Below are 14,732 nucleotides of genomic sequence, written 5' to 3' on the forward strand. Positions count from 1 at the left end.
TATGGAGAAAGAAATGTCTAAATCGACCTTCGCAGTGTCTATGGTTGCGCTAGGACTGAGTTGTAGTTCTGTTGCGATGGCAGAGAGCAAAATTCCAGTTGTTACTAGTTTTTCTGTGCTTGGCGATCTTGTACAGCAAGTAGGTGGTGATCACGTTGAAATCACGAATTTAGTTAAAGCAAACGGTGATGCGCACGTTTACAATCCTGCGCCAATGGATGCAAAAGCCATTGCCTCTGCACAACTGGTTGTGATGAATGGTTTAGAGTTTGAAGGCTGGATGCCACGTTTGCTTGAGTCTTCTAACTTTAAAGGTACTAAGCTACTTGCGGCTGAAGGTATCGAAACAATTAAAGGTCATAGTTGCACTTGTGGTGGACATGGTCATCATGAGCACCACGACCACGACCACGACCACGACCACGACCACGACCACGACCACGACCACGACCAGCATGCGCATCATGACCATGATCACCATGACCACGATCATGAGCATCATCATGCTCACGGTGAGTTCGACCCACATTCATGGCACAGCATCAAGAATGTAAAAGTGTACGTGAAAAACATCGAACAAGGTTTGGCTAAAGCTGACCCTAAGAATGCCGCAGATTATCAGCGCAATGCTGCGAACTACATTCAGCAGCTAGATAAGCTCGATCTTGAGCTGCATAAGAAGGTTGCTCAGATCCCTGTTGAGCAGCGTAAAGTGATCACCCCGCATGCCGCATTTGCTTACATGGCGCGTGACTACAATATTGATTTCCATGCACCACAAGGTACAAGCACGGAGTCTGAAGCTAGCGCAGGTGATGTTGCGAAAATCATCAAGCAAATTCGCGAAGAAGGTATCAAAGCCGTATTTGTTGAGAACATTGCAGATAACCGCCTGATTGAGCAAATCAGCCGCGAAACAGACGCTGAAGTTGGTGGTAAGCTATATTCAGATGCGCTGTCTGAGCCAACTGGTCCTGCACCAACTTACTTAAAGATGATGGAATACAACATCGATACTATTGTTAACGCGCTAAAGTAATTATTCTTTGATAATTATAGTGTTATATAGAAAGCCAGCTTATATGCTGGCTTTCTTTTTATATCAGCTATCGGCTAAGAGTCGAAATAAAAAAAGCGGGCGCAAGGCCCGCAAAAATAACACCGAAGAGATATTCTTTAGTTTCTGACAGGAGTGTTATTAATAATGACAACTGGCGCCCCACGACCTGCTTTATCCGTTTGGATGTACATGGTGGTTTTTGCTGGCGTCCAGTCAAAGTAGGTTGAAGTCACTGTGCCCATCATTTTGCCACGTCCTTTCCATAGCGGTTTTGAGCCGAGGAAATCTTGTGCATCACCCATGCTGATATCATCGTTCGCCATGAATTTATCCGCTGCGGCTTGGCGAGCCAGAGAGTGGGCTGCGAATTTATCATCAACAAAACTGTCTTGCTGATAGATAGAGTGGTTAGCGTGTGCTTTCCAAGGGGCTGTTGACGTACGAACTGCATTTTTGTAGCCGTTCTCAACGTTTACGACCTCAGAATTACCGTCAGCCACGGTATAAGAGAAATAAGCAGAGTAGTTTTTGTGCTTTTTCACCATCTTAACAATGTCTGAAGGCTGCTGAATATTGTATGCCTCCCACGATAGGTACATAGAGGGCGTGCTGTCGTTAGTAATGATTGCGCCACCATCTTTTTCACGGGCTGTACCATCACTCGCGTTGGTGTTCATTAACACCATTTGACCACCTTTAGCGATACCACCGTAAGGGATCAAACCAGCCCAAGTTTGGATGACACGCGTTTGACCATTTTCATCTGTGTGCTTGAGCACAATTAGGCCAGTGTAGTTGACGCCCATGTAGTCAAAATTGGCTGCTCCCCATGCGTGACCTTTTTGGTCTGTTTTTGCCATTACAGTACATTTGGCAGGGGCATTTGGATCGTGTTCTGCTTGTAAAAAGCCCATTCCACCTTGCGCTTGGCTCTCTAGGATAGCCTCATCAGACATAGCGACAGACAGCAGTAACTCAGGTGAGCGTTGTAAAGATTCAGATAGTCCACGAATGTAGTCAGCGGCATCAGGACTGCTTTTTTCTAACTTTTCAAACACAGACTTTGTTTTAAAGCCTTTAGAAATTCCCTTGGTATTTAAGCCTGGTAGCATCACGTTAAGGGTGCTGTCGAAGCGATCAATCGCATCAATAATCTGATCTTTTGCGACAGTACCCACATGGCGACCAAGTTCGTAGGAGCTGCCATTAAAGCGTACTTCTGCTATTTGATCTGTGTGTTGGATAAGTTCAGCTGAAGCAGTTGCAGAAGCCAACAGTAAACAAAGAGAAAGGTGTTTGAGTTTCATAGCTCACTCCCAATAAAAGAATATGATTTTGTAATGAAAATGTGTTGTAAGCAGAGTTACGCAATCAATAATTCATATTCTTTGATGTCAAACAATGTGGTCATCATTACAGCTAGAGCTAACTTCCACAATGGTTTGATATCGAAATATTTACTTTGTTTGAGGGAGATCAATTTTTGAATGAGAGGTGTGAAGGAGGTCTAATATTGAACGCTACTCTAAATGAAGAAAGTGCAATCCATTACACATATAAAACAGAGAGTGATGTAAATATAAAATTACAAATTAACCATTAAATGAAGGTCTTAAACGCTTTAATTGCGTATTACTGCGATGACAACGGAAAATTGCTGAGGTATATTAGCGCGAAATTTAAGTTTAACGTGTAACTATGTTGTTATGGATTTGGTTTTAAATTAGCCATTAGGAATATAATGAATATTCGAAGTAAATTAACGCTCCTCAGTGCCGGACCTGTTTGTTTAGTTGTATTTATATTCGGCCTCGCCGTGTCATCTGTGTTCCGTGTTCTCGATATGACGGATCAGATCAGTGTTGCTAAAGAATTAGAGATTTCGTTGCTTAACTTGCGACGTTATGAAAAAGACTTCTTGATCCGTCATGATCAAGTGGCATTGGATAAGTTCGCCCAAGAAACCCGACATTTCAATACCTTAAACCAAGACTTGCTGAAAGGTGCTGACGTTATAGGCTTCGACAAAGCGCCGATTGAAGAAATTGGTCATGAGGTTGAGCTTTACCTTGATGCTTTTAATGAATTGTCGAAGCTATATATGCAGCTTGGAGAAGAAGAGAGTACTGCTGGCTTAGTACCGAAAATTATTGATACAACAGAGCACCTTTTTGATCATGTACGTACTCAAGAATCGTTAGTGGCTTATGTTGAACTAACCAATCTTGTACGTGATGTTGCGAGTAAGTTTTCTGCCCAGAAATTAGCGCGAGTGGAGTCTTTAAGTGAGGTGTTACGCTCTGAATTGAGCGCGAATTTTGATCAAGACGGTTTGAAAGACTTAGATCAGTTGTTATCTATGTTAAACCAAGCTGAGTCGCTCTCTTCACGAATTGGTTTGACGCCAACAGACGGTTTACTAGGTAAGACACGTAGTGCTGCCCATAGCATGGAGTCGAAGTTTGATGGCATCGCTATTGATATCTTCAAGAAGGTTGATAGCGACCTAGATGAACTGATGATCATTTCTATTATCATTGCTGCAATCGCGATCATTGCGCTGATCAGTATCAGTGAATTGACCAAGCGTAATATCTTACGCCGCATTGAAGATCTTCAGCATATGATGGAAAAAGTTGAGCAGAATAACGATCTAACTTTACGAGCGGATGCCAATGCTCAAGATGAGATCGGTAAAATGTCTGCCAGCATCAACTCGACGCTTGATAAGCTAAATGGCTTTATGCGTGAGGTTCAGCAGGTGAGTCATACCGTTAATGATGAAGCGGTAAACATTCAATCACGTAGCCGAAAGACAGAAAGTGATTTGAATACTCAGCAGGCTGAAACAGAAATGGTTGTTACCGCTGTGACAGAGATGTCTGCAACCATCAATGAGATTGCTGAAACCACAGGTAATGCGGCACGTAACGCAGAAACAGCAAATGCGAGTGCGCGTGATGGCTTAGATGAAGTAAGCAATACGCGCAATATGATCAACCTATTGTCGAACTCATTGTCATCAACCAATCAATTAGTTGATGAGCTCGCAGCGGCATCGAATAATATCGGTGCTGTGATGAATGTGATTGGCGATATTGCAGAGCAAACTAACTTGCTTGCACTGAATGCCGCCATTGAAGCTGCGCGAGCAGGTGAGCAAGGGCGCGGCTTTGCGGTGGTTGCAGACGAAGTACGTACTTTGGCGCAGCGTACCCAGCACTCCACGGCAGAAATCAGCCAGATTATTGAAACTCTGCAATCAAAAACCAATCAGGTTGTAGCCAATATCTGTGATTGCCAAGGGCATAGTAGCGATAGTGTTGAGCAAGCGTCATCTGCTGAAGCTAAGCTAAACCAAATCATGACTGATATTGAGCTGATCCTAGATTCGAGCACTCAAATTGCCGCAGCAGTTGAGGAACAGAGTCAAGTGACTGGTGAAGTATCGCAAAATCTTAATAACATCAGCGAAGTGGTGCACAACAGTGTGGCAACAGCACAAGAAAATACCACTACCAGCATGCAGCTAAGCGCAAGCTCAGAGCAGCTGAAATCAGCAGTAGATCGCTTCGTTGTATAGAAAATTCATGTTGTTAAACGCACAGGTTTAACGTGTGAATCTAACTCGCCAGCTCTCTCTTTCATTAGAGAGGGTTGGTGGGGGGCAAGTTGTTCCCTCCTTTTGAAATATCACTTCATATTATTTTTTTACCTGAGCCCCTGTGAGAACAAACCATGGTTATAGTTGGGCTTTTACCATCTAAAGTTGCTCGTTTAGTGGTAGAGTCTTTTGATGTATTAAGAAGAGACTTATTGTAGGGAAGTTGAGTTGTTAGAACTTAAAACGATAGCGTTATTTTTTGTTACCGCTATTGCAGAAATAGTTGGCTGCTACTTACCATATTTATGGTTAAAGGAAGATAAATCCATTTGGTTACTCGTCCCCGCAGCTCTCTCATTAGCTTTATTCGCATGGCTTTTATCTTTACACCCAACAGCCGCAGGGCGCGTTTATGCCGCCTATGGCGGTGTTTATATTTTTGTCGCTATATTGTGGTTATGGCTAGTAGACGGTATTCGTCCGACAGTATGGGACGTGATTGGAGTGTCAGTAGCTCTTACAGGCATGGCAATAATCATGTTTGCACCCCGTGGAGCATAGTAACAATTTTCGGTATTAGCTTTATGTTGAGATGAACATGGGAAAGTTGATCATATTCTTGACGCTAACTTTGTATAGCAATTTAAGTTGAATTTTCATAAACAAAAGGCAGCATATGAAGGTGTGCTGCCTTTTTTATGACCAAAATTGTAAATTAGTTATCTAAATCGTAGTAGATAATGCGATATTGCAACGGGGTATCTGGATTGCCTGTTTTGGCTGTAACTGCATCGCCTGAAATTGTGATATGGAAAACTATTTTCTGTGTCGGATCGGCGAGTACTGTTTTTAATGCACCAGAAATGACCCCATATTTAGGTTTGAAGAAGAAAGCCCAGCCGTCTGCTCGATAGTGACCAGGAGCATAGAAGGCTTTGATCAGAGAGCCATCTGTACCAACTTTACCACCGCCTTTTCTCAGCGGCATTTTCATTTCACTTAGAATACGACCATTTTTATCGGTATCTCTGATCGTAATCTTAATGTTTTTACCCTCGGTAAAGGTATGGCTAGCGATGTGAGAAATACTCCATGTTGTTACATGGTACGTTTGATAAGAAATACTCTCGAAGCCTTGAGGATATTTCTTTAAGAACAGACCATCTTTTTGTCGCTTTCGTAATACACGTAGTTCGGCTTGCAGTGGGAAGTAGCCATGCGGAAAAGCAGAAAAATCTCGGAAGCCTTCAGCTTTTCTTCCTACAGGATAAAAAGAGTTACCTGTGAAAACCCTGTCTGCATAACTCTTAAATGCGTTATATCCGATACCAACATATTTAAAGTCTTTGGCTAGGTTGAGTAATCGGTGACCAACTTGGCTGACACCGCCGTAGTTTGTAAGGGCTAGTTTTCTTTTATTTCCATGCTTATCAGGGTTTGTGTATGGTTGATCTGGTTTTTTACCTTCAGTGAATTGCATTTGAACAGTGTCGTGGAACCAACTGTATGCGCTGTGTCCGAAAATACTCGATTCCATTGCAGCTTTTTGACCATCCTTAAATAGCGAACTATTCAGATCAATACCTGCTTTTTCTACATACCCGCGGAATGGCTGCCTCGTCATGTAATGGTCAAAAGAACCTGAAGCTGAGAATAAGTAAGCGGCACGTTCTGCATTTTTATCGAAACTGGCTTTATATTCAGGGTTTGGGCGTTGGGCTACAGCTTTGAAAAAAGCGTACCATTTGAGCATAAATGCTTTAAATTCAGGTTTATAAACTCCCTCGGTATGGACAAAATCACCTGAGGAATCTTTGCTAAGGTTCGGTGCGATCACATATTGGTTTGAAGCACCTTCAACAACATTATTTGCGCTACCATCGTAGTAAGCCATTAGTTCATCGTAGATGGTTTTAATCTTTTCGCGTTGTATCTTTTCTTCGTTAGTTTCAATAAATGTAGGTTTAGCATACGCTTTTGTTATCACTGTAACTGTACTGGTTATACCATCCAAGCTTGCAATGATTTGAGTTTTACCTGTGTTTACTCCCGTTACGATACCTTTAGTATTTACCGTTGCAATATTTGTATTACTCGTGCTCCACGACACTTTTGTCGTGATATTTGCGGTTGAACCATCACTGTATATTCCGTTAGCTGTTAACGCTTGAGTTTGACCTTTGTGAAGTAGCAATTGTGTAGGTGCTATTTGAATTGACTGAGGTGCAGCGTTAATAACTTGAACATTTAAATTAGAGCTTGTAATGCCATTTAAAGATGCCGTAATAACGCTATTTCCTATAGCTTTCCCTGTAATAACACCTTGGTTGTTTACTGTCACAACTCTGTAATTAGTTGAGTTCCAATTAGCAGAAGTCGTAATATTAGTTGTTTTTCCATCACTAAAAGTTGCGGTTGCCACTAATGGCTGTTTTGTGCCTATCGTAATTTGTAGAGGTGATGGGCTAATTGTAATAGCACTAATAACTGCTGGGGTGACATCAATATCGATAGTATTGCTCTTTACACCGTTATAGCTGGCACTTGCTTTCGTGTTACCAGTGTTAACGCCTGTTACTACTCCTGCTGAGTTAGTAGTTGCAATTTTTGTATTGGTAAATACCCAAGAAACGAAAGCAGTGATATCAGATGAAGTACTATCACTGTATGTCGCCATTACTTTGATTGGTTGAGTTAGCCCTTTAGCCAGAACTATTGATGTAGGAGTAATCTGTAGTCTTTGCAGGGTGACACTTGTCACTTCAATATTTACGGTATTACTCGTGATATTGTTAAACTGAGCTGTAACGTCAACGAAACCAGACTTAACACCTTCGAGTACACCTGCACCGATGAATGATGCGATATTGTTATCGCTTGATTGCCAAGTCACACTATTGGTGACGTCTGCGGTAGAGCCGTTACTGTATGTTGCAGTGGCTTTTAGTTGCGATGGCTGGTTTTTAGCTAAAGTGGTTGAATTTGTGGTGATGTGAATTTCTGTAACTACAACTCCCGTTTGAGGTGTAGTATTGGCTTCTTCTGATGTTCCTGAATTACAACCACTTAATATTGCTGATATAAAAAATAAGGCGGTAAAAGTGATTCTTTTAAATAAATTAACAATGGACATAACCGTGTAACCTTTACTCTGTGTTGAAGTATTTAACTCATAATCATCCCTTTTTAATGGAGGATTGTTTGGGTATAAATTACATCATTTATTTATTGCTCATGTTAAAGAAAATATAGGAAGAGTTAATATTACATTTCAAAGTTGCAATAAGGCTTGAGCTGTTTTTGATATATTTATCTTTACATTATGGATGAACGCCATGTTAAAACGGAGTGTTATAGATGGCTTGTTACTTCATTTGTGAAATGGCATAGAGCTTGTGGTTGATTTTATATTGAAGGGCGATACATGCAATATATCGCTAGGTTTTTTGTTGTATATATATGGCGTTTTGTTCAAACAATGGAGTAGGGCAAGCTTTCAATTCTTTGAAATTACAATGATGTTGTGAAAGTGGTTATCGTCTTATTTTATTGTTGAAACTACTACCGCTATTAATAAAAAAGGCGCTGTTATCACAGCGCCTTTTTGTTAAATAACAGGTTTGGTACTTATTCCCACTGAACCAATTGGTCTTTTGGCCAGTTGTTACCAATCTCTTGATAGCGTTTTTCAAGGATATGACGCTTGATCTTCAAGGTTGGCGTGAGTACATCGTTTTCGATGCTCCAAGGGTCTTTGATCATCAGCACGCCTTTGATCCTAGCGTGTGATTCAAGTTCTTGGTTGATGGTATTAATTACCTTGTGAACACGGCGTTCGTAGCGTTCACGGTCGAAGTTAGGGAATTCGTGTGGAACCGCGAGTAGGATAGGGCCTGGCATACCAGAACCCACGACACACATCATTTCGACATTACTTAGTTCGAATAGGCGTTTTTCAATTGGTACTGGTGAAACGAACTTACCTTTCGCTGTTTTGAAGGTGTCTTTCTTACGACCTTCGATAGTGATGTATCCTTCACTATCCATTGAGCCGATATCACCTGTGTGTAACCAACCTTCTGCGTCAAAACATTCTTTGCTGGCTTCTTCGTTTTTGTAGTAGCCCGAGAATACGCCTTCACTGCGTACCAAAATCTCTTCATCGTCTGCGATCTTGATTTCAATGCCAGGACCTGGGTTACCTACAGAGCCGATTTTATCGCTGCGGAATGGGTGGTTAAGGGTGCTATAGGCGAAGGACTCCGTCATCCCCCATGCTTCCGTGATGTTAAGACCGATACTCTCGTACCAACGCAGCAGTGCTGGTGATACTGGTGCTGAACCACAGCCGAGTACGCGAGCTTTGTCTAAACCAAGACCGTCAGCCAGTTTGCGTTTGATAACGCCTGAGATGAACGGGATCTTTAGCAGCAGATCGAGTTTGCGTTGTGGTAGCTTTTCTTGAATACGTTGCTGGAACACTGTCCATAGACGCGGTACAGAAATAAACAGAGTCGGGCGGTGCATTTTCACGTCGTCGATGAAGGTATCGAGCGATTCAGGGAAAGCAACTTGAATTCCCGCCATAACCGATGAGCCAAAGATATATACACGCTCAGTAATGTGCGCAAGCGGTAAGTACGAGAACAAACGCTCGCCATCACGCATGCCAATATGGTCAATCAGGCGTTGTGCTGACCAAGCAAAAGCGCCGTAACTGAGCATCGCCCCTTTCGGTAAGCCAGACGTACCAGAGGTATACACAATCGACATTAACTCATCTTTTTCGTGCGTTGGACGCTCTTCAGATGGTTCGTATTGCTCAATAAGCGTATTGAATTGGTATTGGCACTTAGGTGTGCTTGGGTAGTTAAAACCAATGGTTATTAAGTCTGGGTATTTCGCACAAACTGATTCAATGGCTTTGCTATCGTCAAGTTTACCAATCAGTAAGACTTTTGATTCGCTGTGAGTTACACAGTGCTCGATGGTATCAGCACCTGCGGTTGGGAAGATGGGCACGCTGATGTAGCTGCCAAGCATCATAGCTAAATCACAGATGAACCATTCAGCACAGTTTTTGGACGCGAGCGCGACACGATCGCCGGGTTGAATACCTAATCCGCGTAAGGCGCTAACAAGTCGCAGGGCTTTATCAGCAACATCTGCGTACGAGTAATCCACAAACTTACGATCAATAATTTGACGAAGGTATATCTCATCCGCGCGCTCTTCGGCCCATTTCAGAATCATTTCATGGGGTAAAGGTTGCAGCATACTTGTTTCCTTCAAACGTTCCGCAGAAAGAGGTAAGGTCATACAAAAATCATCCTTGTTTTGTTGCGGGTATGTTAAATCTAGTTTTTCTATAACTGGTCGGTCAAGTCAATTATAGGAACAGCTCGCCATAAAATTGTAAAAAAATTGTTTATCCGTCATAAAAAAATACTATTTTGAGAATTCATTAAGAAAATCGACTTATAGTTGAATGTAAACTCCAAAATTGAGCGAAGAAGGTGCCAGTTAGGGGGAAAGTTCTAATTTTTATGACACTATGCTGTGTAGGCTTAGTGACTCAGCATGGAATGCAGGCATGGTTCGGTTTTTAGTTATGGGATTTGTTATCGCAACATCAAGCGTGACGCACGCTGCGGCTGAATCATGGTCCTATCAAGATTATCCACCTAGAGGCAGTCGCACTATTGATGACGTCCGCAAACGCTACACGCCTATTGTTTTACCTCGTTTGAAAACGATTTTTTCAGCATCAGCAGTGCGTTTTCCGCCTGAAAAGCTTGGATTGTTTGCGATTAAAGATGAGGCCGCCGTTGAGCTATGGGCGCGTCAAGATTACGAATGGCGTTACATAAAGCGCTATAAAGTGACCAAGCAGAGTGGTGAGCTGGGGCCTAAATTACGGGAAGGCGATAAACAGGTTCCTGAAGGAATTTATCGTGTGGTGGCACTGAATCCCAATAGTAAGTATCACCTTTCAATGAAGCTAAATTATCCAAACGCGTTTGACCTTCATCATGCCAAGTTAGAGCAGCGTCATCGGCCGGGTTCGAATATATTTATTCACGGCAGGGCATCATCAATTGGCTGTTTAGCGATTGGTGATGTCGCGATTGAGGAGCTGTTTTTAGCTGTTGATGCTGTCGGAGTTGAAAATGTGAATGTTGTTATTACACCGACAGACCCAAGAAAAGGACCGCTAATTGCCAGTAGTGATCTTCCATATTGGACGACGAATCTTTATCGAGATATTGAGCAAGCTGCAGAAATGTTTGGTCGCTAAGGATGATTTTGGTCCTAAAAGGAATATTGGTTTGTGATGAAACTGTAATTATTGAATTCGAATTATTAGATTTCTCTCTTGTTATTTGAATAAAGATAAAAAAAACGCTCACAATACTGGTTAACGGAATAGCATTTTGTAATACTTAACAATTATTCGCTAAATAACTATTACCTAATCAATGAATTGCCTGATTAGGCCAGAAACTTGCAGAGTCATTCATTATGCCAAAGCGTAGTAAAGAAGATACAGAGATCACGATTCAGACCATCATGGATGCTGTAGCTGATCAGCTACTTACCTTAGGTTACGATAAGATGTCGTACACCACGTTGAGCAAGCAAACAGGCATCTCTCGTACCGGTATCAGCCACCATTTCCCTAAGAAGTCTGATTTCGCTAATGCGATGGACGGGCGCATTTTTAAACTATTTATTGAAAAGCTGGATATCGAGAAAGATCTAAATGCTTTCGTAGCAAGCTGGGTTGCAGCTTTAGACGATGAAAAATTTGTCGCGATCCTACGCCTACTTTTCCACCATATCGTAACAGCCGAAAGTTCAAATGAGTTTGCGATGCGTGGTATTGAGCGTCTTTACCAACTATGTCGTGAGCGCTTTGGCGAAGAGAGCATCAAAGAACTGGAGTGGTTGTTTGGTAAATCACTCATCTCGATGGCGAAGTAGTCAACGAGTAGCATATCTCGCGATAAGCTGATTTATTTGCTGTATGAAAACGGTTCGCCTAGCGAGCCGTTTTTTGTGGCTGCTGTTTGGCTTTCATTTCTTTGCAGAACTAGAGAAGTTATATCTAATTCATCATGTTGAATAATGTGTAAAGTTTGCTCAAGGAATTTAAGTGATCTTGATCACAATTAAATATACAGTCTATTGTTCTGTAAGTTTATGGGATGCTATTCTCTATCCCCGTAATGGTTCTTAGCAATATGGATATTGCTTGATTAGGCTTAAATGACGTTTGGCGGGTGGATAACCCGCCTTTTTTTTGCCTCAAAATCAGACGTATCACTTTACTCCTTCCTATTTTCACTCCAATTTTTTCGCTGATTTTCACTTTTGTAACTTGGTGAGTGAGTCGTGCATGAAACTGTGGCACAGACCTATTAATTATCTGATGGTTAAATCATCACCTGTCATGTCATTTTAGCCGCAAGTTTTTGTTTGATTTGGCGATAAACATATTACCACCTGCGTTTTAGTACTCGCATTTATTGCTGGTGGCGATATATTAACGTCTACGCCTAAAAGCACGTTGTTTCATATCCAATGAATTGCTGATGTTTTTATAAATTTGATATTGAATTGAATAGAGTAAATGCTCTAAAATGAATTTAAATTGCACAAAAGACAAAAACCTATAAGGGTTACTCAATGAAAATAAAGCCTGTTGTTGCATTAGTGGGGCTTCTATTGGGAGCAGCGAACGCCCAAGCTGCTTCTGTTACCTTTAATGATGCGTGGCGAACTGTAGTTGAAAGCAGTGATGCCTTGGCTGCTGAACGTGCCAATATTGATCGTGCGGCTTTTATGGAAGAAGCAGCGCGAGATCTTTACTTACCGAAAGTGACGGCATCTGCCAATTACACCCGCCTAGATAAAGCGATTGAAATTAAGCCTTCCGATCTGGCGGCAAGCACACCTGCGGGGAGTAATATTTCTTCACCTCTTGGTAATGCTATTTTGTCTATGCTGGATCAAAACTTCACGTCACAGCTGACTAAGCGCGATGTGTTTACCAGCTCTATTCGTGCGGTTTGGCCAATTTTTACTGGCGGTCGTATTAGTGCGGCACAAGATATAGCTAAGAGCCAAAAAGACGAAGCTAAGTATCTATTGGCGATGAAGCAGCAAGCGAAGTTTGAAGATTTGTCGAAATTCTATTTCGGCGTTGTTCTCAGTGAGCATGTACTACAAACGCGTAAAGATGTAGAGCAAGGTCTGAAGAAACATTTAGATCATGCTAAGAAGCTAGAAAAGCAAGGGCAGATCGCCAAAGTTGAACGCCTACAAGCAGAAGCGTCTTACGATAAGGCTCGCGTTGAGCGCCAAAAAGCTGAGCGTGATTTTGAAATCGCGCAAGTTGCACTTACTAAGTTGCTGAAACTGTCAGAGCCTGCTGATCTATCTACTGGTTTGTTTACCAATCCATCGTTACCGCCAATGAGCGCGTTCATTGAGAAGACGCTAACAGATTTCCCAGGGCTGCATATTCTTGACTCTAAGAAGAAACAAGCAAGTGGCTTAATTGATGTAGAGAAAGGCAAGTACTACCCAGAAGTTTACCTATACGGTAATTACAGCTTGCACGAAGATGACACGTTAGCAGCAAAAACTGCGCCTGATTGGGCTGTGGGTGTGGGCGTAAACATTAACCTATTCGACAACTCTGGTCGCTCCGGTAAATTGAAAGCAGCGAAGAGTACGGTTGATCAAGTTGCTTACCTACGTCGTCAAGCAGAGCAAGATTTGTCTGTTTTGGTTGAGAAAACATACCGTGAAGCACAGCAATCGCTAGAAGAGTTCAATAGCTTGCAATCGAGTATTGAACTGGCGAAAGAAAATGTTCGCTTGCGTGATAAAGCGTTTAGCCAAGGCTTGTCGACTTCGCTTGAAGTCGTTGATGCAGAAATGTATCTCGCAGGTGTGAAAACTCAGCGCTTGGCAGCAGCGTATCAATATGTAATTTCGTTATCTCGTCTGCTTGCGGTAAGTGGTGAGATCAACAGCTTTAATCAGTACCAACAATATCAAGGTTTAGAGGTTAAATAATGAGTAAGTACAAGTCTTTAGCTGCGGTAGTTCCAGCAGCGGCATTAGTAGGTTGGCTTGGTTACACTTTTTGGCAAGCTTACCAACCTCAACCAGAACGTTTGCAAGGTCAGATCGAAGCGCAGCAATACAATATTTCATCAAAAGTACCGGGTCGTATTGATCAAGTTATGGTGAAAAAAGGTGAAATGATCGAAAGCGGTCAGTTAGTGTTTACTCTGTTAAGCCCAGAGCTAGATGCAAAACTAGAGCAAGCTCGCGCAGGTCAAGAAGCGGCTGGCGCTATGGCTGAGCAAGCTGAAAAAGGCGCGCGTAGCCAAGAAATTGCTGCGGCTTATGATCAATGGCAAAAAGCCAAAGCGGCAGCCACCTTGATGGAAAAGACTTACAAGCGTGTTGATAACTTGTATCGCGATGGCGTGATTGCTGAGCAAAAACGCGATGAAGCTTACACTCAATGGCAAGCGGCGCGCTATACCGAACGTGCAGCATTCCAAATGTCTGAAATGGCAAAAGAAGGTGCTCGTGACGAAACTAAACGTGCAGCAGCTGAGCAAGCTCGTATGGCGGCAGGTGCGGTGGCTGAAGTGGAAGCTTACGCAGCCGATACCCGTGTTGAAAGCTGGCATAGCGGTGAAGTAAGTCAAATCCTGCTACGTTCTGGCGAACTTGCACCACAAGGTTTCCCTGTAGTGAGCATTGTTGATATGGACGATGCATGGGCGGTATTTAACGTACGTGAAGATCGTTTGAAAGACTTCCGTGAAGGTCAAACATTCAAAGCAGTGATCCCTGCTATCGGTGACCAAGCACATACCTTCAAAGTGAGCCATGTTGCTGTGATGGGTGACTTTGCGACTTGGCGAGCGACTGACACCGCCAAAGGCTTTGATATGCGTACTTTTGAAGTAGAAGCGCGCCCAGTTGAGCCAATCGAAGGTTTACGTGTGGGTATGAGCATCTTGGTTGAGCAGGAGTAAT

Annotated in this window: 10 protein-coding genes; 7 read left to right on the plus strand and 3 right to left on the minus strand. The window is 42.5% G+C overall.

The features are described from left to right. Nucleotides 1-13 precede the first annotated feature (13 nt). Nucleotides 14-1,039 (plus strand): metal ABC transporter substrate-binding protein, encoded by a 1,026-nt coding sequence (locus A3K86_RS19925; protein WP_068335613.1) that lies wholly within the window; start codon nt 14-16, stop codon nt 1,037-1,039. A 137-nt stretch (nt 1,040-1,176) separates the two neighbouring features. Here the strand turns inward: A3K86_RS19925 and A3K86_RS19930 are convergent, their stop codons facing one another. Next, complete coding sequence (locus tag A3K86_RS19930; RefSeq protein WP_068335615.1) at nt 1,177-2,367, minus strand: C45 family autoproteolytic acyltransferase/hydolase; 1,191 nt, start codon at nt 2,365-2,367, stop codon at nt 1,177-1,179. A gap of 434 nt (nt 2,368-2,801) precedes the next feature. Here A3K86_RS19930 and A3K86_RS19935 point away from each other — a divergent pair, with 434 nt between their 5' ends. Together A3K86_RS19935 and A3K86_RS19940 are read left to right on the plus strand one after the other, a co-directional pair. Next, nucleotides 2,802-4,643 carry a methyl-accepting chemotaxis protein gene (locus tag A3K86_RS19935; protein ID WP_068335618.1) on the plus strand — a complete coding sequence of 614 codons (1,842 nt, stop codon included), beginning with the start codon at nt 2,802-2,804 and terminating at the stop codon, nt 4,641-4,643. A 249-nt stretch (nt 4,644-4,892) separates the two neighbouring features. Next, on the plus strand, nt 4,893-5,225 hold the full coding sequence (locus A3K86_RS19940) for a YnfA family protein (RefSeq protein ID WP_068335621.1): 333 nt from the start codon (nt 4,893-4,895) through the stop codon (nt 5,223-5,225). Nucleotides 5,226-5,379: 154 nt separating this feature from the next. On the opposite strand, the gene A3K86_RS19945 is transcribed toward A3K86_RS19940, so the two are convergent. Then, entirely contained in the window at nt 5,380-7,797 is a 2,418-nt protein-coding gene (locus tag A3K86_RS19945; RefSeq protein ID WP_068335623.1) for an Ig-like domain-containing protein, read from the minus strand. Between the two features lie 494 nt (nt 7,798-8,291). Then, nucleotides 8,292-9,983: an AMP-binding protein gene (locus tag A3K86_RS19950; protein WP_068335626.1), complete on the minus strand. Its 1,692-nt coding sequence runs from the start codon at nt 9,981-9,983 to the stop codon at nt 8,292-8,294. Between the two features lie 274 nt (nt 9,984-10,257). On the opposite strand from A3K86_RS19950, the gene A3K86_RS19955 reads away from it, so the two are divergent. From A3K86_RS19955 to A3K86_RS19970, 4 genes are all read left to right on the plus strand, one after another. After that, the gene (locus A3K86_RS19955) at nt 10,258-10,962 is read left to right on the plus strand and encodes a L,D-transpeptidase family protein (protein ID WP_068335628.1); all 705 of its coding nucleotides are present in this window, start codon (nt 10,258-10,260) and stop codon (nt 10,960-10,962) included. Nucleotides 10,963-11,186: 224 nt separating this feature from the next. Next, on the plus strand, nt 11,187-11,648 hold the full coding sequence (locus A3K86_RS19960) for a TetR family transcriptional regulator (protein WP_068335631.1): 462 nt from the start codon (nt 11,187-11,189) through the stop codon (nt 11,646-11,648). Nucleotides 11,649-12,353: 705 nt separating this feature from the next. Next, entirely contained in the window at nt 12,354-13,751 is a 1,398-nt protein-coding gene (locus A3K86_RS19965) for a TolC family protein (protein WP_068335634.1), read from the plus strand. Then, entirely contained in the window at nt 13,751-14,731 is a 981-nt protein-coding gene (locus A3K86_RS19970; RefSeq protein WP_068335637.1) for an HlyD family secretion protein, read from the plus strand. Before A3K86_RS19965 ends, A3K86_RS19970 begins: the two co-directional genes overlap by 1 nt. The last annotated feature ends 1 nt before the right edge of the window (nt 14,732 follow it).

It is taken from the genome of Photobacterium jeanii (assembly GCF_001650345.1).
Classification (GTDB): domain Bacteria; phylum Pseudomonadota; class Gammaproteobacteria; order Enterobacterales; family Vibrionaceae; genus Photobacterium; species Photobacterium jeanii.

Bases quoted from the DNA above. Each gene is read 5' to 3' on its own strand.
- A3K86_RS19925 (WP_068335613.1), top strand. From the start codon at position 14: ATGTCTAAATCGACCTTCGCAGTGTCTATGGTTGCGCTAGGACTGAGT.
- A3K86_RS19930 (WP_068335615.1), bottom strand. From the start codon at position 2,367: ATGAAACTCAAACACCTTTCTCTTTGTTTACTGTTGGCTTCTGCAACT.
- A3K86_RS19935 (WP_068335618.1), top strand. From the start codon at position 2,802: ATGAATATTCGAAGTAAATTAACGCTCCTCAGTGCCGGACCTGTTTGT.
- A3K86_RS19945 (WP_068335623.1), bottom strand. From the start codon at position 7,797: ATGTCCATTGTTAATTTATTTAAAAGAATCACTTTTACCGCCTTATTT.
- A3K86_RS19950 (WP_068335626.1), bottom strand. From the start codon at position 9,983: ATGACCTTACCTCTTTCTGCGGAACGTTTGAAGGAAACAAGTATGCTG.
- A3K86_RS19955 (WP_068335628.1), top strand. From the start codon at position 10,258: ATGGTTCGGTTTTTAGTTATGGGATTTGTTATCGCAACATCAAGCGTG.
- A3K86_RS19960 (WP_068335631.1), top strand. From the start codon at position 11,187: ATGCCAAAGCGTAGTAAAGAAGATACAGAGATCACGATTCAGACCATC.
- A3K86_RS19965 (WP_068335634.1), top strand. From the start codon at position 12,354: ATGAAAATAAAGCCTGTTGTTGCATTAGTGGGGCTTCTATTGGGAGCA.
- A3K86_RS19970 (WP_068335637.1), top strand. From the start codon at position 13,751: ATGAGTAAGTACAAGTCTTTAGCTGCGGTAGTTCCAGCAGCGGCATTA.